The following is a 25701-nucleotide window of genomic DNA, read 5'->3' on the forward strand; positions in this document are numbered from 1 at the left end:
CCCACGCCCGACACCCACCGTTCACGTCGTTGCGCCAACCTCCGCCGGTGACCGAGACGCCCAGCCCGCTCCTGGCCAGCGCCGCCGCTCCCGCCCCCCGCACGCTGGTCGACGTCTTCCGCGCCACGGTGGCGGCCTGGCCCGACGTCACCGCGGTCGACAGCGGCGCCGAGCAGCTCACCTACCTCGAGCTGGCCGAGGCCGCCGGCGGGGTGGCCGACGAGCTCGCCGCGCTCGGCGTGGGGCCCGGCGACAAGGTCGGGGTGCGGCTGCCCAGCGGCACCACCGACCTCTACCTCGCGATCCTGGCCACGCTGCTGGCCGGCGCGGCCTACGTGCCCGTCGACGCCGACGACCCCGACGAGCGGGCCCGGCTGGTCTTCGGCGAGGCCGACGTGGCCGCGGTGGTCGGCGCCGACCTCGCGATCGAGTCGCGGCGCCCCGCCGCGGCCCCGCGGGAGCGCGCGGACCCGGCGTACGGCGACGACGCGTGGGTGATCTTCACCTCCGGCTCCACCGGCAGGCCGAAGGGCGTCGCGGTGACCCACCGCAACGCTGCGGCGTTCGTCGACGCCGAGGCGCGGATGTTCCTGCAGGACGCGCCGCTGGGGCCCCACGACCGGGTGATGGCCGGGTTGAGCGTGGCCTTCGACGCCAGCTGCGAGGAGATGTGGCTGGCCTGGGCCCACGGCGCCACGCTGGTGCCGGCGCCGCGAGCGCTGGTGCGCAGCGGCGTCGACGTCGGGCCGTGGCTGGAGGCCAACCGCATCACCATCGTCTCCACGGTGCCGACCCTGGTGAGCCTGTGGCCCGACACCGCGCTCGAGCGGGTGCGGATGCTGATCATGGGCGGCGAGGCGGTGCCGCCCGAGCTGGCCACCCGGCTGGTGCGCCCGGGCCGCGAGGTCTGGAACACCTACGGCCCCACCGAGGCGACCGTGGTGGCGTGCGGCGCGCTGCTCACCGCCGACGGCCCGGTGCGGATCGGGCTGCCCCTCGACGGCTGGGACCTCGCGGTCGTCGACGGCGAGGGCCGGCCGGTGCCGGTGGGGGAGACCGGCGAGCTGATCATCGGCGGCGTGGGCCTGGCCCGCTACCTCGACCCCGAGAAGGACGCCGAGAAGTACGCCCCGATGCCGACCCTCGGCTGGGAGCGGGCCTACCGCTCCGGCGACCTGGTGGTGCACGACCCCGCCGGGCTGCTGTTCGGCGGTCGCGCCGACGACCAGGTCAAGCTCGGCGGGCGCCGCATCGAGCTCGGCGAGGTCGACTCCGCCCTGCTCGCGCTGCCCGGCGTGGTGGGCGCGGCCGCCGCGGTGCGCCGCACCCGCACCGGCAACCAGCTGCTCGTCGGCTACGTCACCGTCGACGCGCGCTACGACGCCGCGGCGGCGGTGGCCGCGCTGCGCCGGGGGCTGCCGGCGGCGCTCGTGCCGCGCCTGGCCGTCGTCGACGACATCCCGACGCGCACGTCCGGCAAGGTCGACCGCGACGCCCTTCCGTGGCCGCTGGCCACCGCCAGCCCGGTCGACGCCGGCCTCACCGGCACCGCCGCGCACCTCGCCGAGCTGTGGAACGAGGTGCTGGGCGCCTCGGTGACCCGCCTCGACGAGGACTTCTTCGACGTCGGCGGCGGCAGCCTCACCGCCGCCCAGCTGGTCACGCTGCTGCGCCGCGACCACCCCGACGTCGCGGTCGGCGACGTCTACGACCACCCGACGGTCGGGGCGCTGGCCGCCCACCTCGACGCGATGGGCGCCGGGGTCGACAACGCCACCGACCGCGACGTGCCGCCGACCCCGGTGAAGACACAGGCCGGCCAGGTGGTGGCGCTGGCGCTGCTGCGTGCCGTGGCGGCGCCGCGGTGGCTGGTGTGGCTGCTCGGGGCCAGCACCGCCGTCCACGACCTCGGCGCCGGCCTCGGGGTCGGGCCGGCGGTCGACGCGCTGCCCACGGCTCCGTGGTGGCTGCTGGTCGTGGCCGCCCTGGTCGTGCTCTCCCCGCCGGGACGAGCGCTGCTGGCCGCCGGCGGCGCCCGGCTGTGGCTGCGCGGCGTGGAGCCCGGCGACCACCCGCGCGGCGGGCGCGTGCACCTGCGGCTGTGGGCCGCGGAGCGCTTCGTCGACCAGGTCGGCGCCACGTCGCTGTCGGGTGCGGCCCTGGTCACCTGGTACGCCCGCCTGCTCGGCTGCGAGGTCGGACGCCACGTCGACCTGCACTCCCTGCCGCCGGTCACCGGCTTCCTCACCCTCGGCAAGGGCTGCTCGGTGGAGCCCGAGGTCGACCTCACCGGCTACTGGGTCGACGGCGACGTCCTCCACGTCGGCCGGGTGGCGGTGGGCCAGCGCGCCCGCGTCGGCACCCGCTCCATGCTGTGCCCCGGGGCCGCGGTCGGCGACGACGCCGAGGTGGCCCCCGGGTCGGCGGTCTTCGGCAGCGTGCCCGAGGGCGAGTTCTGGTCGGGCGCTCCCGCCAGCCGCCTCTCCGGCGCCGCGCGCGGGCCCTGGCTGCCGCGCCCGGCGAGCCCGGCCGCCTGGTGGGGGGCGTACGCCGTCACCGCCGTGCTGCTCGCCCTGCTGCCGGCCGTCGCCATCGCCGCCGGGGCGTGGTCGGCGCTGCTGCTGGCCGACCTCGACGACGTCGACGGCCCCGCCGACCTGCTCGTCGCGCTGCTGCCGTGGGTGCTGCCGGCCACGCTCGTCGGGCTGGTGGCGCTGGCCGCGCTGGTGCTCGGCGTGGTGCGGCTCGCCGCGGTCGGCGTCGTGCCCGGCGTCCACCCCGTGCGCAGCCGCCCGGCCCTGCAGGTGTGGGCCACCGTGCGGGTGCTCGACGACGCCCGCACCTGGCTGTTCCCGCTGTACTCCTCGATGCTCACGCCGGTCTGGCTGCGGCTGCTGGGGGCCCGGGTGGGCGCCGACGTGGAGGCCTCGACGGTGCTGATGGTGCCGGCGATGACCCGGGTCGGCGACCTGGCGTTCCTCGCCGACGACACCCTCATCGGCGGCTACGAGCTCGGCGGCGGCTGGCTGCGCATCGAGCGCGTGTCGATCGGCAAGCGGGCCTTCGTCGGCAACTCCGGGATGGCCGCGCCCGGGCGCAAGGTCCCGAAGCGGGCGCTGGTGGCGGTGCTCTCGGCCGCGCCCAACCGCAAGACCGCACGCAAGGGCGAGTCGTGGCTGGGCAGCCCGCCGGCGCCGCTGCGGCGCACCGGTGCCGAGGGCGACGACGAGCGCACCTACGCACCGCCCACCCGGCTCAAGGTCGCCCGGTCGCTGTGGGAGGCCGCGCGGGTCGTGCCGCTGGCCTGCTCGGTGACCCTGCACGCCGCCGTCGGGCTGCTGGCCCTGCAGGTCGCCGCCGACACCCACCTGCTGCTGGCGCTGCCGGCGATCGCGGTGCTGCTGTGGGTGGCCGGCCTGCTCGCCGCGGCCCTGGCCGCGGTGGCCAAGTGGGTGCTGGTGGGACGCCACCGCGCCGGCACCCACCCGCTGTGGAGCTCGTTCGTGTGGCGCAACGAGCTGGCCGACACGTTCGTGGAGGTGGTGGCCGCGCCGTGGTTCGCGCGGCTGGCCACCGGCACCCCGCTGCTCACCACGTGGTTCCGCGCGATGGGCTCCACGGTGGGTCGCGGCGTGTGGTGCGAGACCTACTGGCTGCCGGAGGCCGACCTCGTCGAGCTCGGCGACGGGGCGACGGTCAACCAGGGGAGCGTGCTGCAGACCCACCTCTTCCACGACCGCCTGCTGGCCTGCGACAGGGTGCGCGTGCGACGCGGCGGCACCCTCGGGCCCAACTCGGTGATCCTGCCCGCGGCGAGCATCGGCCGGCACGCTACGGTCGGTCCGGTGTCGCTGGTGATGAGGGGTGAGACGGTGCCCGACAAGACCGTCTGGATCGGCAACCCGATCGGTCCGTGGGCCGCCGACGACCGGGTGAGCCCGTCCGGTGCGCAGCCCGCAGCGCCCTCCGCGGTGCAGCCCGACGGGGCGGTCCGGTGACGACCCCCACGGCCGACGACTACCTCCCGGGCCACGGCGACCCGTCGTACGCGGTGGGCCACTACGACCTCGACCTCGACTACGCCGTCGACGGCAACCGGCTCGACGGCGTGGCCACGCTCGCGGTCACCGTGGTGGAGCCGACGCGACGCCTGGTGCTCGACCTCGCCCACCTCAAGGTCGACAAGGTGCGGGTGACCGGGGCCCGGCTCGCCAAGCACACCCACCGGTCGAACCGGCTGGTGCTGACCCTCGCCGACGAGGCGGCGCCCGGCACGGCGCTCACCGTCGTGGTGCGCTACGGCGGGCAGCCGCGGCCGGTGGTCGACCGGCACCTCGGCGACGCCGGCTGGGAGGAGCTCACCGACGGCGTCATCGTGGCCGCGCAGCCGCACGGCTCGCCGACGTGGTTCCCCTGCAACGACCGGCCCGACGACAAGGCGTCCTACCGCATCACGGTGCGGGTCGGGGCCGGCTACCACGTGGTGTCCAACGGCGTGCTGAGCGAGCACCGTCGTGGCGGCAGCACCGAGTCGTTCCTCTTCGAGCAGGAGGAGCCCATGGCGACGTACCTCGCCACGGTGCAGGTGGGCCGCTACACCGACCTCCCGCTCGCCGGGCGCCCCGCCTCGGGCCTGCCGCTGCGCCTCGTGGCCCCTGCCGACCTCGACGAGGCCGAGCACACGGCGGCGTTCGGCCGCCAGCACGAGATGGTCGACGTCTTCGAGCGGCTCTTCGGGCCCTACCCGTTCGCCGGCTACACCGTCGTGGTCACCGACGACGACCTGGAGATCCCGCTGGAGAGCCAGTCGCTGTCCACGTTCGGGCGCAACCTGGTGCGCGGCGACTGGGACGCCACCCGGCTGATTGCGCACGAGCTGGCCCACCAGTGGTTCGGCAACGCCGTGACGCTGCGCCGGTGGAAGGACATCTGGCTGCACGAGGGCTTCGCCTGCTACAGCGAGTGGCTGTGGTCGGAGGAGTCGGGCGGCGACAGCGCCGACGACCACGCCCGTCGCCACCACGAGCGCCTCGGCGGCCTCGACCAGGACCTGCTGCTCGCCGACCCCGGCCCGGAGCTGATGTTCGACGACCGGGTCTACAAGCGCGGTGCGATGGCCCTGCACAGCCTGCGCCTGGTCGTCGGCGACGACGTCTTCTTCGCGCTGCTGCGCAGCTGGGTCGCCGAGCGCTCCGGCGCCTCCGTCACCACCGAGGACTTCCTCGCCCACGCCGGTGAGCAGACCGGCATCGACGTCGCCGCCCTGCTCCACCCCTGGCTCCACGACACCCCCCTCCCCGCCCTCCCCGGCGCCTGACCCCCGCCGGCCGCGGCGCGGACCGCGAGGTCCCTTCGTTGGTCGAGTAGGGCGCGCTAGCGCTCGTATCGAGACCTCCGCAGCCTGCGCTGGTACCCGTTAGTCGGGTGGTGGTCTCGATACACCTCGTCGCTGGCGCTCCTCGGCACTCGACCAGCGAGGGCGGGTCTGTCTTCGTTGGTCGAGCAGGGCGCGTTGGCGCTCGTGTCGAGACCTCCGCAGCCTGCGCTGGTACCCGTTAGCCGGGTGGTGGTCTCGATACACCTCGTCGCTGGCGCTCCTCGGCACTCGACCACCGAGGGCGGGTCCGTGCGTCGGTCGAGCAGGGCGCGCAGGGCGCGGTCCCTTCGTTGGTCGAGTAGCGCGCGTTGGCGCTCGTGTCGAGACCTCCGCAGGCCTGCGCTGGTACCCGTTAGTCGGGTGGTGGTCTCGATACACCTCGTCGCTGGCGCTCCTCGGCACTCGACCGGCGAGGGCGGGTCCGTGCGTCGGTCGGGCAGGGGCGGACCGCGAGGTCCCTTCGTTGGTCGAGCAGGGCGCGCTGGCGCTCGTGTCGAGACCTCCGCAGCCTGCACTGGCACCTGTCCTCGGACCGGTCCCGGCGACCCGGGACGCCGGCCGGGGCGGGTCAGGCGAGGGACCAGCGCAGGGTCACGGGGGCGGCGGGGAGGACGGCGAGGGTGCCGACCCAGCCCGGGGGGAGGGGGAGCGGCGTCGTCCAGGCGTCGTCGGGGCCGACGGTGGCGGGGTCGCGGCGCAGCCCCTCGCCGGTGGCCTTCAGCACCGCCTCGGCGCGGGTCCAGGCGGCGCGGTCGGGCAGGCCGACCGGCGGCGGGCCGTCGGGCTCGACGTCCACCCCGAGGCGCAGCCCGCGGTGGGCGGTGCGCGCAACGATCGCCACGCTGTCGGCGTACGCCAGCGACAGCGGGCCGGCGGGGGAGCGGGGCCGGCCGTGGTCGGCGCCGCCGCAGCGCGGGCACAGCCGCGTGGTGGGGCCGACCACCGCCTCGACGGCCGCGCGCAGACCGGTCCGGTCGGTGCCGGGACGCCACAGCGCCGTCACCTCCACGACCGGGAGCGCCGGGCTCAGACCGGCAGCCCCAGGGCCCGCAGGTCGCGGCGCAGCGCCACCGCGTCGGTGAACACCACGCCGCGCATGCCCAGCGCGTCGGCCGCCGCGACGTTCTCGGGCCGGTCGTCGACGAACGCCAGGTCGGCGAGCCGGTGGCCGCTGCGGGCCTCCACGACGCGGTAGACCCGCGGGTCGGGCTTGGCGACGCCCTCCACCCCGGAGACCACGACGTCGCGCAGCAGCGCCAGGAAGTCGAAGCGCGCCGGGGCGTGCGGGTAGAGCTCGGCCGACCAGTTCGTCAGCCCCCACATCGGTACGCCGGCGGCGTGCAGCTCGCGCAGCAGGTCGACGCTGCCCGGCACCTCGCCGACCAGCGACGCGGCGAAGTTGCGGCGGTAGGCGTGGGCGTGCGGACGCCAGTGGGGGTGGGTGCGGGCGACCTCGGTCTCCACGTCGTCCCACGCGGCGCCGGCGTCCGCGCTGTGGTTCCAGGCGCGGAAGTCGAAGTCGGTGGCGGCCAGGAACCGCTGAGCCTCCGCAGGCCCCACGCCGGCGGCGATCGCGACGGCGGGGTCCCAGTCGACCAGCACGTTGCCCAGGTCCCAGACGACCCCCGCCGGGGTCCCGGCGGGGGTCGTGGTGGTGGTGCGGTCGTTCAGGGGATCAGGCCCAGCGCTCGGCGGCCGGGGTGAAGTCCAGGCGGCGGTCGCCGGTGTAGATCTGCTTCGGGCGGGCGATCTTCTGCTCCTTGTCCTGCACCAGCTCGACCCACTGGGCCAGCCAGCCGGGGGTGCGGCCGATCGCGAACAGCACGGTGAACATCTCCGGCGGGAACTGGAAGGCCTCGTAGATGAGCCCGGAGTAGAAGTCGACGTTGGGGTAGAGCTTGCGCTTGATGAAGTACTCGTCCTCGAGCGCGATCTTCTCCAGCTCCTGGGCGATCTCGAGGAGCGGGTTGACCCCGGTGACCTCGAAGACGTCGTCGCAGGCCTTCTTGATGATCGTGGCGCGCGGGTCGTGGTTCTTGTAGACCCGGTGGCCGAAGCCCATGAGCTTCTCGTTGCCGGCCTTCACGCCCTCGATGAAGGCGGGGATGTTCGACTTCGACCCGATGCGCCGCAGCATCCGCAGCACGGCCTCGTTGGCACCGCCGTGCAGCGGGCCGAAGAGCGCGCCGACGCCGGCGGAGACCGCCGAGTAGGGGTCGACCTGCGAGGAGCCGACCGAGCGCACGGCGTTCGTGGAGCAGTTCTGCTCGTGGTCGGCGTGCAGGATGAACAGCACGTCGAGGGCCTTGACCAGGCGCTCGTCGGCCTCGTACTTGGCCTCGCTCATCTTGAACAGCATGGAGAGGAAGTTGGCGGTGTAGCTGAGGTCGTTGTCGGGGTAGACGTACGGCTTGCCCTGCGCGTGGCGGAAGGCCCAGGCACCCAGGGTCGGCATCTTCGCGATCATCCGCACGATCTGGATGTGGCGGTTGTCGGCGTCGCTGATGTTGCGGGCGTCGGGGTAGAACGTGGACAGCGCCCCGGTGGAGGCCATCAGCATGCCCATGGGGTGCGCGTCGTAGCGGAACCCCTGCATGAACGACTTCACGTTCTCGTGGACGAAGGTGTGGTAGGTGATCTCGTGCACCCACGCCTCGTACTCCACCTTGGTCGGCAGCGCGCCGTGGATCAGCAGGTAGGCCACCTCGAGGAACGACGACTTCTCGGCCAGCTGCTCGATCGGGTAGCCCCGGTACTCGAGGATGCCCTTGTCGCCGTCGATGTAGGTGACCGAGCTGCGGCACGAGGCCGTGTTGACGAAGCCCGGGTCGTAGACGGCGAGGCCTGGTGCGTCCTCGGCGGCCTTGATCTTCCCGAGGTCGGCGGCCTTGATGGTGCCGTCGAGGATCGGGACGTCGTACTCCTGTCCGGTGCGGTTGTCACGGACGGTCAGAGAATCAGTCACGTCTCTCAACGTATCCGTCGCGCGGAGCCCGCGTGAAGCCGGTGTCCACCTCTCGGGTCGGGCGCCGGGTCGGGAGGCCTCCCGCGCGTGCGACGGGGCAGCGTTTTGACCCCGCCGGTCGCGCCCCCCTATTCTCGAACGTCGCGACTCCTGCCGCGCCCCGTCCCAGCTGTGGGACGAGGTGCAGTCCCGGACGCCGTCCGCCCCGTCACGCGGGGCCGGCGAGCCGGGCCGTGTTCGTCAGAAGTCGCGGTTCCACCCACCCGGCGGGTCCATCCGCCCGGGAACGACGAACGAAAGAGCAGAACAGCCGTGCGCACCTACAGCCCCAAGCCCGGTGACGTGACCCGTGAGTGGCACGTCATCGACGCGACCGACGTGGTCCTGGGCAAGCTCGCCGTCCAGTCCGCCAACCTCCTGCGTGGCAAGCACAAGGCGATCTTCGCCCCGCACGTCGACGCCGGTGACTTCGTCATCATCATCAACGCGGAGAAGGTGGCCCTGTCGGGCACCAAGAAGACCACCAAGATGGCCTACCGCCACTCCGGCTTCCCGGGCGGCCTCTCGGCCACCCCGATCGGCGAGCTCCTCGAGAAGGACGCGCGCAAGGCGATCGAGAACGCCGTGTGGGGCATGCTCCCCAAGAACAAGCTCGGCCGTCAGGTGCTGAAGAAGCTCAAGGTCTACAGCGGCCCGAACCACCCGCACGAGGCCCAGAAGGCCACCCCGTTCGAGATCTCGCAGATCTCCCAGTGAGCCTTGGCTCCTTCAACGTCCATGCAGAAAGCTGAGTGAGGATCACCGTGGCTGAGACCACCACCGAGGTCGAGGAGACCTTCGAGACCGACGAGCGGGGCGTTGCCTACAGCTCCGAGAGCTCCCCGTCCGCCGACGCCCCCGAGCGCCCGGCGACCATCGCCCCCGCCAACGCGACCGGCCGTCGCAAGGAGGCCGTCGCCCGCGTCCGCCTCGTGCCCGGCTCGGGCGTGTGGACCGTGAACGGTCGCACCCTGGACTCCTACTTCCCGAACAAGCTGCACCAGCAGGTCGTGAACGAGCCGTTCGCCACCCTGCAGCTCGAGGGCCGCTTCGACGTCGTCGCCCGCATCCACGGCGGCGGCATCACCGGCCAGGCCGGCGCCCTGCGCCTCGGCGTGGCCCGCGCCCTCAACGCGATCGACGAGGAGGCCAACCGCGCCACGCTGAAGAAGGCCGGCTTCCTGACGCGCGACGCGCGCGTCATCGAGCGCAAGAAGGCCGGTCTGAAGAAGGCGCGCAAGGCGCCCCAGTTCAGCAAGCGCTGATCCCCGCCGACGTGGTGGCTCCCACCGGGCCCCTCTTCGGCACCGACGGCGTCCGGGGCCTGGCCAACGGCGGTGTGCTCACCGCCGAGCTGGCCATGGCCCTGGGAGTGGCCGCCGCCCGCGTGCTCGCCGACCACGGCGAGTTCCGCGGCCGGCGGCCACTGGCCGTCGTGGGCCGGGACACCCGTATCTCCGGGCAGTTCCTCGAGCACGCCGTCGTGGCCGGGCTGGCCTCGGCCGGCGTCGACGTGCTGCGCCTGCGCGTGCTGCCGACCCCGGGTGTCGCCCACCTCACCGACACCCTCGGCGCCGACCTCGGCGTGGTCATCAGCGCCTCGCACAACGCGATGCCCGACAACGGCATCAAGTTCCTCGCCCGCGGCGGGGTGAAGCTCGACGACCAGCTGGAGCGCGAGATCGAGGCCCACCTCGGTCAGGAGTGGGTGCGCCCCACCGGCGCCGACGTCGGCCGGGTGCGCCCCTACGCCCCCACCGTCGAGGAGTACGCCGCCCACCTCGTGCGCAGCACCGGCACCCCGCTGGCCGGCCTGCGCGTCGTCCTCGACTGCGCCCACGGCGCGGCCAGCGAGGTCGGGCCCCGTGCGCTGGCCGCCGCCGGTGCCGACGTCGTCACGATCGGCGCCGAGCCCGACGGGCTCAACATCAACGACGGCTACGGCTCCACCCACCTCGAGCGGCTGCAGCGCGCCGTCGTCGACGAGGGCGCCCACGCCGGCTTCGCCGTCGACGGCGACGCCGACCGCTGCCTGGCCGTCGACGCCACCGGTGCGGTGGTCGACGGCGACCAGCTGCTGGCCGTGCTGGCCCTGGCCCTGCGCGAGCGTGGCCGGCTCGCCGACGACACCCTGGTCGCCACCGTGATGAGCAACCTCGGGCTGGTGCAGGCGATGCGCCGCGAGGGCGTCACGGTGCGCCAGACCAAGGTCGGCGACCGCTACGTGCTCGAGGAGATGCGCGCCGGCGGGTTCAACCTGGGCGGCGAGCAGTCGGGCCACGTGATCATGAGCGACCACGCCACCACCGGCGACGGCCTGCTCACCGCGCTGCACGTCTGCGCGCGCATGGTGAGCACCGGGCGCAGCCTGCGCGACCTCGCCGCGGTCATGACGCGGCTGCCGCAGCTGCTGGTCAACGTGCCGGGCGTCGACAAGGACCGCTGCGACACCGACCCCCACCTGCAGGCCGCCGTCGCGGCCGAGGAGGCCGCGCTCGGCGAGACCGGTCGGGTGCTGCTGCGCCCGTCGGGCACCGAGGCGCTGGTGCGGGTGATGGTGGAGGCCCCGACGCAGGTGCTCGCCGCCGCGGTCGCCGAGCGGCTCGCCGGCGTCGTGCGCGACCGGCTCGCGCTGGCCTGAGCCCGCCCGCCCGGGCCCGCCCGGCTCCCGGGCCGGCCTCGCAGGTGCCCGGCGGGCTCAGAGCTTGCGCAGCCGCACGTAGCGCACGGAGTGGTCCTGGTCCTTGCGCATCACCAGCGTGGCGCGCGAGCGGGTGGGCAGCACGTTCTGCACCAGGTTGGGGCCGTTGATCGTGTCCCAGATGCGCTGGGCCTCCGCCACGGCCTCCTCGTGGGTGAGCGCGGCGTAGCGGGCGAAGTACGAGCCGGGGTCGCGGAACGCCGTCTCGCGCAGGCGCAGGAAGCGCGAGACGTACCAGTCGCGGATCTTGTCGCGCCCGGCGTCGACGTAGACGCTGAAGTCGAAGAAGTCGCTGACGGCCAGGCTGGTGCGCCCGTCCTCACGGACCCGCGCCGGCTGGAGCACGTTGAGGCCCTCGACGATGACGATGTCGGGGCGGCTGACCACCACCTTCTCGTCGGGCACCACGTCGTAGACGAGGTGGGAGTAGATCGGGGCCTCCACCTCCTCGCGGCCCGACTTGATGTCGACCACGAAGCGCAGCAGCGCGCGCCGGTCATAGGACTCCGGGAAGCCCTTGCGCTGCAGCAGGCCGCGGCGCTCCAGCTCGGCGTTGGGGTAGAGGAACCCGTCGGTGGTCACCAGCGCGACGTTGGGGTGCTCGGGCCAGTGGGCCAGCACCTGCTGCAGCACCCGCGCGGTGGTCGACTTGCCGACCGCGACGGAGCCGGCGACCCCGATGACGAACGGGGTGCGCGGCGGGGTGCGCCGGTGCAGGAAGCCCTCCTGCTCGCGGTGGAGCCGGCCCGCGGCGCCGACGTACAGGCTCAGCAGGCGCGACAGGGGCAGGTAGACCTCGCGGACCTCGTCGAGGTCGAGGTTGTCGCCGAGGCCGCGCAGCCGCCGGATCTCCTCGGCGCTCAGCGGGCTCTCGGTCTCCTGGGCCAGCGCCGCCCACGCCGCGCGCTCGAGCTCGATGTACGGCGAGCTCTCCCGCGCCGACTCGTCGTGCGGGTGACCGCCGCCGCCGGGAGGGGTGGCGCCGGCCGGGCCCTGGAGGGCCTGGAGGGCCCGCTGCGCCTGCTGGGTCGCCCGTGGCCCGAGGTGGGGGCCCTGGCTCGGCCCGTGGTGCGACATGGTCTGCATCCTTCCAGTCGCCGCGCCCTGCACGCCGTCGGGTCCGGCGGTCGATAGACTCTCGCCCCATGTGCGGCATCGTCGGGTACGTCGGGGACAGGCCCGCTCAGCAGGTCGTGGTCGAGGGCCTGCGTCGCCTCGAGTACCGCGGCTACGACTCCGCGGGCATCGCGCTGGTCGACGGCGGCACGCTCGCGACGCGGAAGAAGGCCGGCAAGCTGGCCAACCTCGAGAAGCTGGTCGCCGAGGACCCGCTGCCCGAGGCCACCCTCGGCATCGGGCACACCCGCTGGGCCACCCACGGCGCGCCCAACGACGTGAACGCCCACCCGCACGTCGGCGCCGGGCGCCGCGTGGCGCTGGTGCACAACGGCATCATCGAGAACTTCGCCGACCTGCGCGCCCGCCTCGAGGCCGACGACCACGTGCTGGTCTCCGAGACCGACACCGAGACCGTCGCCCACCTGCTCGAGCTGCAGGTGCAGTCGGGCGAGGACCTCACCACCGCCATGCAGCGGGTCTGCGGCATGCTCGACGGCGCGTTCACCCTGGTCGCCGTGGACGCCGAGGACCCCCACCGCGTGGTCGCCGCGCGGCGCAACAGCCCGCTCGTGGTCGGCCTGGGGGAGGGCGAGAACTTCCTCGGCTCCGACGTCGCGGCGTTCATCGAGCACACCCGCGAGGCCCTCGAGCTCGGCCAGGACCAGGTCGTCACGCTGACCCGCGACGGGGTCAGGATCACCGGCTTCGACGGCCGGCCCGCCGAGGGGCGCCAGTTCCACGTCGACTGGGACCTGTCGGCGGCGGAGAAGGACGGCCACGACTGGTTCATGCGCAAGGAGATCTTCGAGCAGCCGCGCGCCGTGGCCGACTCGCTGCTCGGCCGGCGCAACCGCGAGGGCGCCCTGCAGCTCGACGAGATGCGCCTGTCGGACCAGGAGCTGCGCGACATCGACAAGATCATCATCATCGCCGCCGGCACGTCGTTCTACGCCGGCATGGTCGCCAAGTACGCCATCGAGCACTGGTGCCGGGTGCCGGTCGAGGTCGAGCTCAGCTCGGAGTTCCGCTACCGCGACCCGATCCTCGACTACTCCACGCTGGTGGTGGCGATCAGCCAGTCCGGCGAGACCGCCGACACGCTCCAGGCCATCCGGCACGCGCGCGAGCAGCGCTCGAAGGTGCTCGCGATCTGCAACACCAACGGCTCCACGATCCCGCGCGAGTCCGACGCGGTCATCTACACCCACGCCGGCCCCGAGATCGGCGTCGCCTCGACCAAGGGGTTCCTCACCCAGCTCGTGGCCTGCTACCTGCTCGCGCTCTACCTCGCCCAGGTCAAGGGCACCCGGTACGGCGACGAGATCGCCCAGGTGGTGGAGCAGCTCGAGGCCGTGCCGGCGCAGATCGAGGCCGTGCTCGGGCGAGCCGAGACCGTCTACGAGCTCGCCCGCTCCCACGTCGGCACCCGCTCGGTGCTGTTCCTGGGCCGCCACGCCGGCTACCCCGTGGCGCTCGAGGGCGCGCTGAAGCTCAAGGAGCTGGCGTACCTGCACGCCGAGGGCTTCGCCGCTGGCGAGCTCAAGCACGGCCCGATCGCACTGGTCGAGGAGGGCCTGCCGGTGCTGTGCGTCGTCCCGCCCCGGGGCCGCGACCAGCTGCACGACAAGATGCTGTCGGGCATCCAGGAGGTGCGGGCCCGCGGCGCGGTGACCATCTGCCTGGCCGAGGAGGGCGACGAGTCGATCGTGCCCTACGCCGACGTCCTCATCCCGCTGCCGCGGGTGCCGGTGCTGCTGCAGCCGCTGGTGGCGGTCGTGCCGCTGCAGCTGTTCGCCTGCGAGCTGGCCTCGGCCATGGGCCACGACGTCGACCAGCCGCGCAACCTGGCGAAGTCGGTCACCGTCGAGTGAGCACGCCGTGCCCGTGATCGGCGTCGGCATCGACGTCTGCGACATCGAGCGGTTCGGTGCCTCCCTGGCCCGCACGCCCGGGCTGCGTGAGCGGCTGTTCACCCCGTCGGAGGCGGTGCGCCCGCTGGCCTCCCTGGCCGCGCGGTTCGCCGCGAAGGAGGCGCTGGCCAAGGCGCTGGGCGCGCCCGTCGGCATGTCCTGGCACGACGCCGAGGTCGTCTCGGAGTCCACCGGCCGCCCGGTGATGGAGATGCGCGGCTCCGTGCTGGCCCGCGCCGCCGAGCTCGGCGTGGTCTCCACCCACCTCTCGCTCTCCCACGACGCCGGTGTCGCCTCGGCCGTGGTGGTGCTGGAGTCGTAGGCCCCGCTTCCGGCCTGGTCGTGCGGCTGGGTCGTGTGCCCGGGTCGTGTGCCTGGTTCGTGTGCCTGGGTCGTGTGCCTGGGTCGGGTGCGTGGGTCGTGTGCCCGGGGACGCGTCATGCCGCGCTCTCGGGCACACGACCCGGCCCGCCCACCCCGAGGGACCGCAGGTCGGCCACCAGCGCCGCGGCCTCGTGCCGCAGCTCGTACGCCGTGCACCCCACGACGACGCGCCCGGGCGCGGCGAGCCGACGTGCGCGCTTCTTGTCCTCGGTCCACTGCCGGACCTCGACGTGGAACCCGCCGTCGACCTCCAGCACCACCGTGCTCCCGTCGGGCAGGTCCCACTCCGCGTCGGTCCAGCGACGGCGACCGAGGCTGTCGTCGCGGGCCCGCTGCCGGTCGGGCAGGGGGAGCCGGTGGCGCCGGCAGACGCGGGCCAGGTCGAGCTCGGCGCCGGAGTGCGACCCGCCGTCGACGTCGCTCAGCGTGCGCGCGAACGCCTTGGCGCGGCGCAGCGGGCGCAGCAGGTGGATCCACTCGACGAGGCGGGTCGGCGTGGTGAGCCGCTGCTGCACGGCCGCGGCGAGCACGGCGTGGGCCGGGCGCGAGTCGGCGACGTACCCGGCCCACAGCAGCAGCGACGGCTCCAGCCGGGCCACCGGCAGGCCGGTCCGCGGGTGGGCCAGCAGCTCGAACGGCCGGCGGGTGCGGAAGAACCGGACGCCGTCGACCGGCTCGAAGGCGAGCTCGTCGTCCACCCAGACCGTCACGTCGTCGCGCTCCCAGCCCTGCAGCCCGTGCACCGCGGCCGCCGACAGCCCGCCGACCAGGGCCCGTGGCCCCGCGTGGAGGACCGCGACCCACCGCCGCTGCTCCACGGTGAGCGCGCCGGTGCTCGTCGTCAGGACCCGCGGCGTGCGCTCGGCCCACCGCCTCGCCGCGAGCTGGTTGCGCACCGCGTCGGAGTCGATGCCGTGGGCCCGCAGCTGTCGTCGCGCCACGACCTGGTGCTGCGTCGCGAGGATGCGGGCGAGGTCGGTGGTCAGGGGTTCGGGTGCCATGCCAGGACCGTTCCCCGTCCGCCGCCAGTGCTCGGGGGGTTCTCCACAGGTGGCCTGACGTCGGCCGGGTGCTGGTCGGGTCGTGTGCCTCAGGACGCGGTGGGGCGCGTCGTGGAGCACACGACCCGGGTGGTGGGTCGCCCCGGGTATTGCCGCCGCGGTGGGGTGGTGGGGTCGTGTGCCCAGCAACGCGGCGGGGTGCGTCGCCAGGCACACGACCCCGCTCACCGCGAGCCAGGCACACGACTCGGGCACACGACTCGGGCACACGACTCGGGCACACGACTCGGGCTGGCGCGGCGCGGGCCGGTGGTGGTCGGGTCGTGTGCCTGAGGGCGCGGTGGGGTGCGTCGTGGGGCACACGACCCGGGTGGTGGATCGCCCGGGGTGACGCCGCCGCGGTGGGGTGGTGGGGTCGTGTGCCCAGCAACGCGGCGGGGTGCGTCGCCAGGCACACGACCCAGGCACACGACTCGGGCTGGCGGGGCGCGGGCCGGTGGTGATCGGGTCGTGTGCCTGAGGGCGCGGTGGGGTGCGTCGTGGGGCACACGACCCGGGTGGTGGGTCGCCTCGGGTGACGCCGCCGCGGTGGGGTGGTCGGGTCGTGTGCCTGGGGGCGCGGCGGGGTGCGTCGTGGGGCACACGACCCACGCAGGGTGACTAGGGTCGGGCGCATGAGGCAGGCCCACACCGTCGAGCAGGTCCGGGCCGCGGAGGCCGCGCTGATGGCGCGACTGCCGGAGGGGGCGCTGATGCAGCGCGCGGCGACGGGGCTGGCGCACGCGGTGGCGCGGCTGCTCGGGACGACGTACGGCGCGCGGGTGCTGCTGCTGGTGGGATCGGGCGACAACGGCGGTGACGCGCTGTGGGCGGGGGCGGCGCTGGCGCGGCGCGGGGCGGGCGTGGAGGCGCTGCTGCTCGCGCCGCGGGCGCACGGCGCGGGGCTGACGGCGCTGCGGGCGGCCGGCGGGCGCGTGGTGGAGGCGCTGCCCGACGACCCCGCGGGGCGCTACGACGTGGTGGTCGACGGCATCGTCGGCATCGGCGGGCGCGGCGGGCTGCGCGACGACGCCGCGGCGGTGGTGGAGCGGCTGCGGGGCGTGCCGCTGGTGGCGGTCGACACGCCGTCGGGCGTCGACGTCGACACCGGGACCGTCACCGGGCCCCACGTGCGCGCCGACCTCACCGTCACCTTCGGCACCCACAAGGTGGCCCACCTCGTCGACCCGGCGGCCGCGGCCTGCGGGGTGGTGCACCTCGTCGACCTGGGCCTCGACCTGCCGGCCCCCGCGGTGGAGGCGCTGCAGCCCGCCGACGTGGCGGCGCTGCTGCCGCGGCCCGAGCGCGAGGCCCACAAGTACACCCGCGGCGTGGTGGGCGTGCGGGCCGGCTCCGCGACCTACCCCGGTGCCGGGCTGCTGTCGGTGGCCGGCGCGGCCACCGGCCTGGTCGGCATGGTGCGCTACGTCGGCGACTCCGCCGTGGCCGACCGCGTGCGCGAGGCGCACCCCGAGGTGGTGGGCGCCGGCCGCGTGCAGGCCTGGGTCGTCGGCTCCGGCGGCGGGGCGGGCGCGGGGGAGGAGCTGCGGGCGGCGCTGGCCGACGGCGTGCCGCTCGTCGTGGACGCCGACGCCCTCGGCCACGTCGAGGGTCCCCTCGGCCCGCCCGCCGTGCTCACGCCCCACGCCGGCGAGCTCGCCGCGATGCTCGGCGTCGAGCGCACCGCCGTGGAGGCCGAGCCGCTGCGCCACGCCCGGCACGCCGCGGCCACCTTCGACGCCGTGGTGCTCCTCAAGGGCGCCCGCACGCTGGTCGCCACGCCCGACGGACGCGTGCGCGCCACCACCACCGGCACCCCGTGGCTGGCCACGGCCGGCGCCGGCGACGTGCTCGGCGGGCTCGTCGGGGCGCTGCTCGCCGCCGGCCTCACGCCGTACGACGCCGCGTCGGTCGGGTCGTGGCTGCACGGCGCGGCGGCCACGACGGCCTCCGCGGGCGGGCCGCTGGTGGCCGCCCAGGTGGCCCCTGCGGTGCCGGTCGTGGTCCGCGCGCTGCTCGCCGGGTGACCCGCCGCCCGTGACGGGTGGGACAATCGCGGCGATGACCCCGCCGCCCACCCGTCCCGAGATCGTCGTCGACCTGGCGGCGATCCGCGCCAACGTGCGCCTGCTGAGCGAGACGGTGGCCGCCGACGGCGCCGGGGTGATGGTGGTGGTGAAGGCCGACGGCTACGGCCACGGCATGGTGCCGGTCGCCCGGGCGGCCCGCGCCGCGGGAGCCGGCTGGCTCGGGGTGGCCACGCTCGCCGAGGCCCTCGAGCTGCGCGCGGCCGGCGACCAGGGGCGGCTGCTGGCCTGGCTCACGGTGCCCGGCGACGACCACGCGCCCGCCGTCGCCGCGGGCGTCGACGTGACCGCCTACGACCTGGCGCAGCTGTCGGCGGTGGCCGCCGCCGTGGAGCGCGCCGACCGGCCGGCGCGCCTGCAGCTCAAGGTCGACACCGGGCTGTCGCGCGGCGGCGCCACCCTCGCGCAGTGGGCCGACCTGGTGGCCGCCGCGCGCGAGGGCGAGCGCGCCGGCGCCTGGCGGGTCACCGGCGTCTGGTCCCACCTCGCCTGCAGCGACGAGCCCGACCACCCGGCCAACGACGCGCAGGAGTCCGCGTTCCGCGCCGCCCTCGACGTCGCGACGGCGGCCGGCCTCGAGCCGGAGGTGCGCCACCTCGCCAACTCCGCGGCCGCGCTGCTGCGGCCCTCGGCCCGCTTCGACCTGGTGCGCTGCGGGCTGGCGGCGTACGGCCTGGACCCCGCTCCCGGCCACACGCCCGCCCTCGGGCTGCGCCCCGCGATGACCGTGCAGGCGCCGCTGGCGCTGGTCAAGCAGGTCGACGCCGGCGCTGGCGTCTCCTACGGCCACCGGTGGACCGCGCCGGGCCCCACCACCCTCGGCCTGGTGCCGGTCGGGTACGCCGACGGCGTGCCGCGCCACGCCTCCGATCGGGTCGAGGTGTCGGTCGGCGGCGTGCGGCGGCCGGTGCGGGGCACCGTGTGCATGGACCAGCTCGTCGTCGAGCTCGGGCCGGACGACCCCGCCCGGGCCGGTGACCCGGTCGTGCTGTTCGGGGCCGCGCCGGCCCCGAGCGCCCAGGAGTGGGCGCAGGCGTGCGGGACGATCAGCTACGAGATCGTCTCGCGGGTCGGCGGCCGCCTCGCGCGGCGCTGGACCGACCAGCCCGACGACGACCCGCACCACGGCCAGCACCACGACAGCGACCACGACCAGCACCACCCCCGAACCGAGGAGACCCGATGAGCACCGTGGGCAGGGCCCTGCGCGTCGCAGCCGGCGCGCTGGGCGTCGCCGCGGCCGGCACCGCCGTGCAGGTCGTGCGCCACCGCCGGGTGATGGGGCGCCGTGGCCACGGCGACGACGTCCCGCTGGGGTCGCTGCGCGCGAGCCCGCTCACCGTGGTCGCCGAGGACGGCGTGCTGCTGCACGTCGAGGTCGACGAGCACGACCCCGAGGTGGACGCCGTGGACGCGGCCGACTTCGGCGACCGGGTGCCGGGCGGGGAGCCCCTCACCGTCGTCTTCGTGCACGGCTACGCCCTCACCCTCGACTGCTGGCACTTCCAGCGTGCGGCCTACCGCGGCCTGGTGCGCGCGGTCTACTACGACCAGCGCTCCCACGGCCGCTCGGGTCGCTCGCCGCGCGAGGGCGCCACCATCGACCAGCTCGGCCGCGACCTGCGCCAGGTGCTCGCCGAGGTCGTGCCCGAGGGGCCGGTCGTGCTGGTGGGCCACTCGATGGGCGGCATGTCGATCATCGCGGCCGTCGAGCAGGCGCCCGAGCTCGTCGGCGACCGCGTCGTCGGCATCGGCCTGATCTCCACCACCGCGGGCGGGCTCGACCCCAGCCGCCTCCTGCTGCCGCTCGTCCCGGCCCCCCTGGGCAGGCGCGTCACCGGCCCCGCGGTCGCCACGCTCGCCCGGGGCCACCGCCTCGTCGACCTCGTGCGCCGCGCGGGCCGCACCTTCGCCGCCGTCGCCACCGACGTGTTCGCCTTCGGCGACGAGGTGCCCACCTCCTACGTCCGCTTCGTCGACGAGATGCTGGGCAGCACGCCGTTCGCCGTGGTCGCGGAGTTCTTCCCCAGCTTCAAGGGCCTCGACAAGTTCGACAGCGTCGAGGTGCTCGGGCGGGTGCCGACGTCGATCATCTGCGGCACCGCCGACAAGCTCACCTCGGTGGGCCACAGCCGCAAGCTGCACAGCCGCATCGCGGGCTCGCGGCTGCTGGAGTGCGAGGGCGCGGGCCACCTGGTCGTCATGGAGCGCCACGACCTGGTCAACGCCGAGCTCGACCAGCTGCTCGCCGCGGCCGCCGAGGGGGTCGGCCGCCGGTGAGCCTGGTCGTGCGGGCCGTGGGCCCGGAGGCCGCGGCGCAGGTGCTCGAGGTGGTCTCGGCGGCGTTCTCCGCGCGGCCCCCGCTCGACCCGCCGGCCGACGCGCTCGCCGAGACCGTGGAGACCATCGCCGCCCACCTCGACCGCGACGGTGCCGGCGGCGGGGGCCTGCTCGCCTGTCTCGACGGGGAGCCGGTGGGGGCGCTGGTGCTCGACCCCGTGGGCAGCACCACCTACCTGCGGCGCTTCGCCGTCAGCCCCGACCACCAGGGCCACGGCATCGCCGGCGCCCTGATCGACGCCGCCGTCGAGGCCGTCGACGCCTCGGGCGTCGGCACCGACGACCTCACCGTGGTGGCCCGCGAGGAGCTGCCGCGCACCGTGCGGTTCTGGGAGCGCCAGGGCTTCAAGGAGATCCTGCGCCGCTCGCCGCACGTCGAGATGCGCCGCCCGCTGCGCACCGCGGTGCTCGCCGCGCCCTCGGCCGAGGCGATGCGCGGCATCGGCCGCTCGCTGGCCGGCCAGCTCACCCGCGGCGACCTGATCGTGCTCACCGGCGAGCTCGGCGCCGGCAAGACGACGTTCACCCAGGGCCTCGGCGCCGGACTCGGCGTGCGCGGCGGGGTCACCTCGCCCACCTTCGTCATCGCCCGCGTGCACCCCTCCGAGGTGGGCGGACCCGAGCTGGTGCACGTCGACGCCTACCGCCTCGGCGGCCTCGACGAGCTCGACGACCTCGACCTCGACACCTCCCTCGAGGACGCCGTCACCGTGGTGGAGTGGGGCGCGGGGCTGGCCGAGGGCCTGGCGGAGTCGCGCCTCGAGGTCCACATCGTGCGCGACCTCGACCCCGAGGGCGACCACGACCCCCGCCGGGTCGAGATCACGCCGGTCGGGCCGCGCTGGCACGCGCTGTCCTTCCGCGGCCTGGGCTAGCCTCGGCGCCGTGCTGCTCGCCTTCGACACCGCCACCCCGCAGGTCAGCGTCGCCCTCCACGACGGCGACGACGTGGTGGTGCAGCTGACCTCCGAGCGGGCGATGAAGCACGGCGAGCAGCTCGCGCCGCTCGTCGAGCGGGCGCTGCGCCAGGCCGGCGTGGTGCGCCAGGACCTCACCGCCGTCGCGGTGGGCGCCGGCCCCGGCCCGTTCACCGGGCTGCGGGTCGGGCTGGTGACGGCCCGCACGCTGGCGATGGTGCTCGAGGTGCCGGCGTACGCCGCCTGCTCGCTCGACGTGCTGGCCGTGGAGGCCGTGGACACCGGTGTGGTGGCCCCCGACGGCCCCGGCTTCCTCGTGGCCACCGACGCGCGGCGCAAGGAGGTCTACCTCGCCTCCTACGACGCCGCCGGCACCCGGCTGACCGGTCCGCAGGTGGGCCGCCCCGCCGACCTCGCCAGCGACCTGCCCGTCGTGGGGGAGGGCGCCCGGCTCTACCCCGACGCGTTCCCGGGCGCCACCGGCCCGCAGCGCCCCGGCGCCGGCTGGCTGGCCCGCGCGATCGCGGAGGAGCGGGTCGAGCTGATGGACCCCGAGCCGCTCTACCTGCGCCGGCCCGACGCCGTCGCGGGCGCCGCGCCCAAGCGCGTCTCGTGATCCGCGTCGCCACCCCGCACGACGCAGCGGCCGTCGCCGCGCTCGAGGTGGCCGGCCTGGGCGACGACGCGTGGTCGCCGGGCCTGGTCGCCGAGGCGGTGGGCGGACGGCTGCCGACCCTGGAGTGCCTGGTCGCGGAGGTGGGCGGCGAGGTCGTCGGCCACGCGGTGGTCAGCGTCGTGCCCGACGTCGCCGAGCTGCAGCGCATCGCCGTGGCCGCGGCCCACCGTCGCGGCGGCCTGGCCAGCGCCCTGCTCGACGCGGTGGTCGACCTCGCCCGCGGGGCCGGGGTGGAGCGGGTGCTGCTGGAGGTGCGCGAGGACAACCACGGCGCCCGGGCCTTCTACGCCGCCCGCGGCTTCGCCGAGCTGGCCCGGCGCCGTCGCTACTACCGCGACGGCGCGACCGCGGTGGTGCTCGAGCGCGTCGTCGGGCCCGACACGAAGGTGTGCACCGGGGCGTAGCCGAGGCGCCGGTAGACCGCGAGCGCCGCGGCGTTGTCGGCGTACACGCCCAGCGTCACCACCGGCCCGCGCGCCAGCCCGGCGCGGGTCAGCGACGCCGAGACCGCGGCGCCCAGGCCCCGGCCGCGCTCCTGGGGCAGCACGGCCACGCCGCGCAGGTGGGCGGTGCCGTCGGGCTGGCCGGTCAGCGCCCCCACCGCCACCAGCCGGCCCCCGCGCCGCACGCCGTGCCAGGTCAGCACGCCGGGGGTGCCGGGGCGGGCGAAGGAGTCGGGGTTGGCCTCGTCGAGCACGGCGTCGACCTCGGCGTCGTGGTCGAGCCCCAGGTCGACGACCTCGGGCGTCGGGGGCGGTGCCACCTCCCCGCCGGTGAGCATCCAGTGCCAGGTCCAGGACCGCGCGTGGCGCCACGCGGGCGGCACGGCGTCGGCGGCGTGGGACTCCACCGAGAGCCGGTCGGGCACCGGCGCGCCGTCCGCGGCGGCGGCGAGCAGCGGGGCCAGCAGGTCGACCGGCCCGACGGCGGTGACGACATCGGTGACGGCGGTGACGGTGGTGACGGCGCCGCGCGCGGGTCGCCCGCCGGCGCCCCACCACGCCGCGGCGGTGCCCTCGGGGCCGACGTGCAGCCAGGCTCGCCGCACCGACGTGGGCGCCACCTGGCGGTGCAGCAGCGGGGCGGCGCAGGCGGCGTACAGCTCGTCGACGTCCACCTCGTGCACCCCGCCATCCTGCCGTGGGCCCACCGACGGGCCCACCGCCGGGGCCACGGCCGGGGGCGGGGCACAATGGCGGGGTGCGCGACGAACCCCTGGTGCTGGGCATCGAGACCTCGTGCGACGAGACCGGCGTCGGCATCGTGCGCGGCCGCACGCTGCTCGCCGACGCCGTGGCCAGCAGCGTCGACGAGCACGCCCGCTTCGGCGGGGTGGTGCCCGAGGTCGCCAGCCGCGCCCACCTCGAGGCCATGGTGCCCACCGTCGAGCGGGCCTGCGACACCGCCGGCATCGCGCTGCACGACGTCGACGCGATCGCGGTGACGAACGGCCCCGGCCTGGCCGGCGCGCTGCTGGTGGGCGTGGCCGCGGCGAAGGCGCTGGCGCTGGGCCTCGGCAAGCCGCTGTACGGCGTCAACCACCTCGCCTCCCACGTCGCGGTCGACCAGCTCGAGCACGGCCCGCTGCCGGAGCCGTGCATCGCGATGCTGGTCAGCGGTGGGCACTCCAGCCTGCTGCGCGTCGAGGACGTCACCGGCCACGGCCGCGGCATCGACCCCCTGGGCGCCACCATCGACGACGCCGCGGGCGAGGCCTTCGACAAGGTGGCCCGGCTGCTGGGCCTGCCGTTCCCCGGCGGCCCCCACATCGACCGGATGGCCCGCGAGGGCGACCGGGTGGCCATCGACTTCCCCCGCGGGCTGACCTCGCGCAAGGACCTCGAGCGCCACCGCTTCGACTTCTCCTTCTCGGGGCTCAAGACCGCCGTGGCGCGCTGGGTGGAGGCCCGTGAGCGCAGCGGCGAGCCCGTGCCGGTGGCCGACGTCGCCGCGGCCTTCCAGGAGGCGGTGTGCGACGTGCTGGTGCGCAAGGCGCTCGACGCCGCGGTCAGCGAGGGCATCGACGACCTCCTCGTCGGCGGCGGCGTGGCGGCCAACTCGCGGCTGCGCGCGCTCGCCGAGGAGCGCGCCGCTCCGCTCGGCATCCGGGTGCGGGTGCCGCGCCCGGGGCTGTGCACCGACAACGGCGCCATGGTGGCCGCCCTCGGTGCCGAGATGGTGGCCCGCGGGCGCACGCCGTCGTCGCTCGACCTGCCGGCCGACTCGTCGCTGCCGGTGACCGACGTCCTGGCCGGCTGACCCCGCTCACCGGCTCACCGACCCCACGGGTGGTGCGGGCCGGCCCCGTCATGGGGTTGCATGGGGTCAGCGGCGACGTCGCCGCCGGACGCGAGGAGACACATGCAGCAGGTGAAGGCCGTGGTGGCCCGCAGCAAGGGCGCACCCGTCGAGGTGACCACCATCAACGTCCCCGACCCCGGGCCCGGCGAGGCGGTGGTCGCGGTGCAGGCCTGCGGGGTCTGCCACACCGACCTGCACTACCGCGAGGGCGGGATCAACGACGAGTTCCCGTTCCTGCTCGGCCACGAGGCCGCCGGGGTCGTGGAGGCCGTCGGCGACGACGTCACCACGGTCGCCCCGGGCGACTTCGTGGTGCTGAACTGGCGAGCGGTGTGCGGGGAGTGCCGCGCCTGCGAGCGCGGCGAGCCGCAGTACTGCTTCGCCACCCACAACGCCACCCAGAAGATGACGCTCGCCGAGGGCGACGACGCCGGCACCGAGCTCAGCCCGGCGCTCGGCATCGGCGCGTTCGCGGAGAAGACACTGGTCGCCGCCGGCCAGTGCACCAAGGTCGACCCGGAGGCCCGCGCGGCCGCCGTCGGCCTGCTCGGCTGCGGCGTGATGGCCGGCATCGGCGCGGCCATCAACACCGGCGCCGTCACCCGCGGCAAGTCCGTGGCCGTCATCGGCTGCGGCGGCGTCGGCGTGGCCGCCGTCGCCGGCTCCGCCCTGGCGGGGGCCTCGCCGGTCATCGCCGTCGACATCGACCCCCGCAAGCTGGAGACCGCGAAGCGGATGGGCGCGACCCACACCGTCGACTCCTCCCAGGTCGACGTGGTCGCGGCGGTCAAGGAGATCTGCGCGCAGACCTACGCAGGTGCCGAGGGCGCCGACGTGGTGATCGAGGCCGTCGGGCGTCCCGAGACGTGGGAGCAGGCGTTCTACGCCCGCGACCTCGCCGGCACCGTCGTGCTGGTGGGCGTGCCCACCCCCGACATGCAGCTGCCGCAGCTGCCGCTGATCGACGTCTTCGGGCGCGGCGGGTCGCTGAAGTCGAGCTGGTACGGCGACTGCCTGCCCAGCCGTGACTTCCCGATGCTGGTCGACCTCTACCGCCAGGGCCGCCTCGACCTCGACGCCTTCGTCACCGAGGAGATCGGCATCGACGACGTCGAGGCCGCGTTCACGAAGATGCACGGCGGCCCCGGCGTCGACCCGGTCCTGCGCTCGGTCGTGGTCCTGTGAGCGCCCGCATCGACCACGCCGTCTCCAGCGGCACGTTCAGCCTCGACGGCGAGACCCACGAGGTCGAGAACAACCTGTGGGTCGTCGGCGACGACGCGGAGTGCGTCGTGATCGACGCACCGCACTCGGTGGACGACATCATGGCGCTCGTCGGGGGCCGCACGGTGCGCGCGATCCTGCTGACCCACGCCCACGACGACCACAGCCGGATGGCGCCGGCGCTGCGCGAGCGGGTGGTGGCGCCGATCATGCTGCACCCCGACGACCGCCCGCTGTGGGAGCTCACCCACCCGCAGGACGCCGACGGCCACCTCTGGGACGTCGACCTCGGCGACGGCTTCGAGATCATGGTGGGCGGCACGGTGCTGCGCGCCCTGCACACCCCGGGCCACGCCCCGGGCGCCGTGTGCTTCCACGCCCCCGCGCTGGGGTGCGTGTTCACCGGCGACACGCTGTTCCAGGGCGGTCCCGGCGCCACGGGCCGCTCGTTCAGCGACGAGGACCTGATCAAGGGCTCCATCCGCGCGCGGCTGCTCGAGCTGCCCGACGAGACGGTGGTGCACACCGGGCACGGCCCGGACACCACGATCGGCGCGGAGCGGGCCGGTCTGGCCTGACCCGGCGCGACCCCCGGCCGGGCGCGGTCCGGGGGTCGCACCG

At 75.3% G+C, this 25701-nt stretch carries 22 protein-coding genes; 16 read left to right on the forward strand and 6 right to left on the reverse strand.

The features are described from left to right. The first annotated feature begins 47 nt into the window (after nt 1–47). Both AC4OR8_RS08785 and AC4OR8_RS08790 read left to right on the forward strand, forming a co-directional pair. Nucleotides 48–3998: a Pls/PosA family non-ribosomal peptide synthetase gene (locus tag AC4OR8_RS08785; protein WP_492165154.1), complete on the forward strand. Its 3951-nt coding sequence runs from the start codon at nt 48–50 to the stop codon at nt 3996–3998. Then, on the forward strand, nt 3995–5317 hold the full coding sequence (locus tag AC4OR8_RS08790; RefSeq protein WP_492165155.1) for a M1 family metallopeptidase: 1323 nt from the start codon (nt 3995–3997) through the stop codon (nt 5315–5317). Before AC4OR8_RS08785 ends, AC4OR8_RS08790 begins: the two co-directional genes overlap by 4 nt. Before the next feature lie 628 nt (nt 5318–5945). Here the strand turns inward: AC4OR8_RS08790 and AC4OR8_RS08795 are convergent. From AC4OR8_RS08795 to AC4OR8_RS08805, 3 genes are read right to left on the reverse strand one after another with little or no spacing between them, the layout of a single operon-like run. Further along, nucleotides 5946–6380 carry a 4'-phosphopantetheinyl transferase family protein gene (locus AC4OR8_RS08795; protein ID WP_492165156.1) on the reverse strand — a complete coding sequence of 145 codons (435 nt, stop codon included), beginning with the start codon at nt 6378–6380 and terminating at the stop codon, nt 5946–5948. A 23-nt stretch (nt 6381–6403) separates the two neighbouring features. Further along, entirely contained in the window at nt 6404–7048 is a 645-nt protein-coding gene (locus AC4OR8_RS08800) for an HAD family hydrolase (RefSeq protein ID WP_492165321.1), read from the reverse strand. 4 nt (nt 7049–7052) lie between these two features. Next, a complete protein-coding gene (locus AC4OR8_RS08805; RefSeq protein WP_492165157.1) occupies nt 7053–8342 on the reverse strand; it encodes a citrate synthase in 1290 nt (429 codons plus the stop codon). Nucleotides 8343–8654: 312 nt separating this feature from the next. On the opposite strand from AC4OR8_RS08805, the gene rplM reads away from it, so the two are divergent. The 3 genes from rplM to glmM are packed head-to-tail and all read left to right on the forward strand — an operon-like array spanning nt 8655 to nt 11022. Continuing rightward, the gene (rplM, locus tag AC4OR8_RS08810) at nt 8655–9098 is read left to right on the forward strand and encodes a 50S ribosomal protein L13 (protein WP_492165158.1); all 444 of its coding nucleotides are present in this window, start codon (nt 8655–8657) and stop codon (nt 9096–9098) included. Nucleotides 9099–9139: 41 nt separating this feature from the next. Continuing rightward, nucleotides 9140–9646 carry a 30S ribosomal protein S9 gene (gene rpsI, locus AC4OR8_RS08815; RefSeq protein ID WP_492165322.1) on the forward strand — a complete coding sequence of 169 codons (507 nt, stop codon included), beginning with the start codon at nt 9140–9142 and terminating at the stop codon, nt 9644–9646. 11 nt (nt 9647–9657) lie between these two features. Beyond that, nucleotides 9658–11022 carry a phosphoglucosamine mutase gene (glmM, locus tag AC4OR8_RS08820; protein ID WP_492165159.1) on the forward strand — a complete coding sequence of 455 codons (1365 nt, stop codon included), beginning with the start codon at nt 9658–9660 and terminating at the stop codon, nt 11020–11022. Between the two features lie 57 nt (nt 11023–11079). On the opposite strand, the gene coaA is transcribed toward glmM, so the two are convergent. Next, entirely contained in the window at nt 11080–12159 is a 1080-nt protein-coding gene (gene coaA / locus AC4OR8_RS08825) for a type I pantothenate kinase (RefSeq protein ID WP_492165160.1), read from the reverse strand. Between the two features lie 68 nt (nt 12160–12227). On the opposite strand from coaA, the gene glmS reads away from it, so the two are divergent. Beyond that, a complete protein-coding gene (gene glmS, locus AC4OR8_RS08830) occupies nt 12228–14072 on the forward strand; it encodes a glutamine--fructose-6-phosphate transaminase (isomerizing) (RefSeq protein WP_492165161.1) in 1845 nt (614 codons plus the stop codon). A gap of 7 nt (nt 14073–14079) precedes the next feature. After that, entirely contained in the window at nt 14080–14433 is a 354-nt protein-coding gene (locus tag AC4OR8_RS08835; RefSeq protein ID WP_492165162.1) for a holo-ACP synthase, read from the forward strand. 115 nt (nt 14434–14548) lie between these two features. Here the strand turns inward: AC4OR8_RS08835 and AC4OR8_RS08840 are convergent, their stop codons facing one another. Continuing rightward, entirely contained in the window at nt 14549–15496 is a 948-nt protein-coding gene (locus AC4OR8_RS08840; protein WP_492165163.1) for a hypothetical protein, read from the reverse strand. 674 nt (nt 15497–16170) lie between these two features. Here AC4OR8_RS08840 and AC4OR8_RS08845 point away from each other — a divergent pair. Genes AC4OR8_RS08845 through rimI form a run of 6 tightly spaced genes read left to right on the forward strand, consistent with a single transcriptional unit; the run spans nt 16171 to nt 21959 of the window. Next, nucleotides 16171–17562: an NAD(P)H-hydrate epimerase gene (locus AC4OR8_RS08845; protein WP_492165164.1), complete on the forward strand. Its 1392-nt coding sequence runs from the start codon at nt 16171–16173 to the stop codon at nt 17560–17562. A 34-nt stretch (nt 17563–17596) separates the two neighbouring features. Continuing rightward, nucleotides 17597–18808, forward strand: coding sequence for an alanine racemase (gene alr, locus AC4OR8_RS08850; RefSeq protein WP_492165165.1), 1212 nt, complete (start codon nt 17597–17599; stop codon nt 18806–18808). Next, the gene (locus AC4OR8_RS08855) at nt 18805–19902 is read left to right on the forward strand and encodes an alpha/beta fold hydrolase (protein WP_492165166.1); all 1098 of its coding nucleotides are present in this window, start codon (nt 18805–18807) and stop codon (nt 19900–19902) included. Before alr ends, AC4OR8_RS08855 begins: the two co-directional genes overlap by 4 nt. Beyond that, nucleotides 19899–20837, forward strand: a complete 939-nt coding sequence (gene tsaE / locus AC4OR8_RS08860; protein WP_492165167.1) for a tRNA (adenosine(37)-N6)-threonylcarbamoyltransferase complex ATPase subunit type 1 TsaE — start codon at nt 19899–19901, stop codon at nt 20835–20837. The genes AC4OR8_RS08855 and tsaE overlap by 4 nt, the downstream gene beginning before the upstream one ends. Nucleotides 20838–20847: 10 nt before the next feature. Next, nucleotides 20848–21495 (forward strand): tRNA (adenosine(37)-N6)-threonylcarbamoyltransferase complex dimerization subunit type 1 TsaB, encoded by a 648-nt coding sequence (tsaB, locus tag AC4OR8_RS08865; RefSeq protein ID WP_492165168.1) that lies wholly within the window; start codon nt 20848–20850, stop codon nt 21493–21495. After that, the gene (gene rimI / locus AC4OR8_RS08870) at nt 21492–21959 is read left to right on the forward strand and encodes a ribosomal protein S18-alanine N-acetyltransferase (RefSeq protein WP_492165169.1); all 468 of its coding nucleotides are present in this window, start codon (nt 21492–21494) and stop codon (nt 21957–21959) included. The genes tsaB and rimI overlap by 4 nt, the downstream gene beginning before the upstream one ends. Here the strand turns inward: rimI and AC4OR8_RS08875 are convergent. Then, nucleotides 21884–22681 (reverse strand): GNAT family N-acetyltransferase, encoded by a 798-nt coding sequence (locus AC4OR8_RS08875; RefSeq protein WP_492165170.1) that lies wholly within the window; start codon nt 22679–22681, stop codon nt 21884–21886. The genes rimI and AC4OR8_RS08875 overlap by 76 nt on opposite strands. Before the next feature lie 74 nt (nt 22682–22755). Here AC4OR8_RS08875 and tsaD point away from each other — a divergent pair, with 74 nt between their 5' ends. From tsaD to AC4OR8_RS08890, 3 genes are all read left to right on the forward strand, one after another. Continuing rightward, entirely contained in the window at nt 22756–23814 is a 1059-nt protein-coding gene (gene tsaD / locus AC4OR8_RS08880) for a tRNA (adenosine(37)-N6)-threonylcarbamoyltransferase complex transferase subunit TsaD (protein WP_492165171.1), read from the forward strand. Nucleotides 23815–23916: 102 nt separating this feature from the next. Further along, nucleotides 23917–25041, forward strand: a complete 1125-nt coding sequence (locus AC4OR8_RS08885; protein ID WP_492165172.1) for an S-(hydroxymethyl)mycothiol dehydrogenase — start codon at nt 23917–23919, stop codon at nt 25039–25041. Then, a complete protein-coding gene (locus AC4OR8_RS08890) occupies nt 25038–25658 on the forward strand; it encodes an MBL fold metallo-hydrolase (protein WP_492165173.1) in 621 nt (206 codons plus the stop codon). The genes AC4OR8_RS08885 and AC4OR8_RS08890 overlap by 4 nt, the downstream gene beginning before the upstream one ends. Nucleotides 25659–25701 lie beyond the last annotated feature (43 nt).

This window comes from Nocardioides sp. FY1077 (assembly GCF_058681775.1).

Coding starts and splice junctions, on each gene's coding strand:
- coaA (WP_492165160.1), bottom strand. CDS start 12,159: ATGTCGCACCACGGGCCGAGCCAGGGCCCCCACCTCGGGCCACGGGCG.
- glmS (WP_492165161.1), top strand. CDS start 12,228: ATGTGCGGCATCGTCGGGTACGTCGGGGACAGGCCCGCTCAGCAGGTC.
- AC4OR8_RS08840 (WP_492165163.1), bottom strand. CDS start 15,496: ATGGCACCCGAACCCCTGACCACCGACCTCGCCCGCATCCTCGCGACG.
- AC4OR8_RS08845 (WP_492165164.1), top strand. CDS start 16,171: ATGAGGCAGGCCCACACCGTCGAGCAGGTCCGGGCCGCGGAGGCCGCG.
- alr (WP_492165165.1), top strand. CDS start 17,597: ATGACCCCGCCGCCCACCCGTCCCGAGATCGTCGTCGACCTGGCGGCG.
- AC4OR8_RS08855 (WP_492165166.1), top strand. CDS start 18,805: ATGAGCACCGTGGGCAGGGCCCTGCGCGTCGCAGCCGGCGCGCTGGGC.
- AC4OR8_RS08885 (WP_492165172.1), top strand. CDS start 23,917: ATGCAGCAGGTGAAGGCCGTGGTGGCCCGCAGCAAGGGCGCACCCGTC.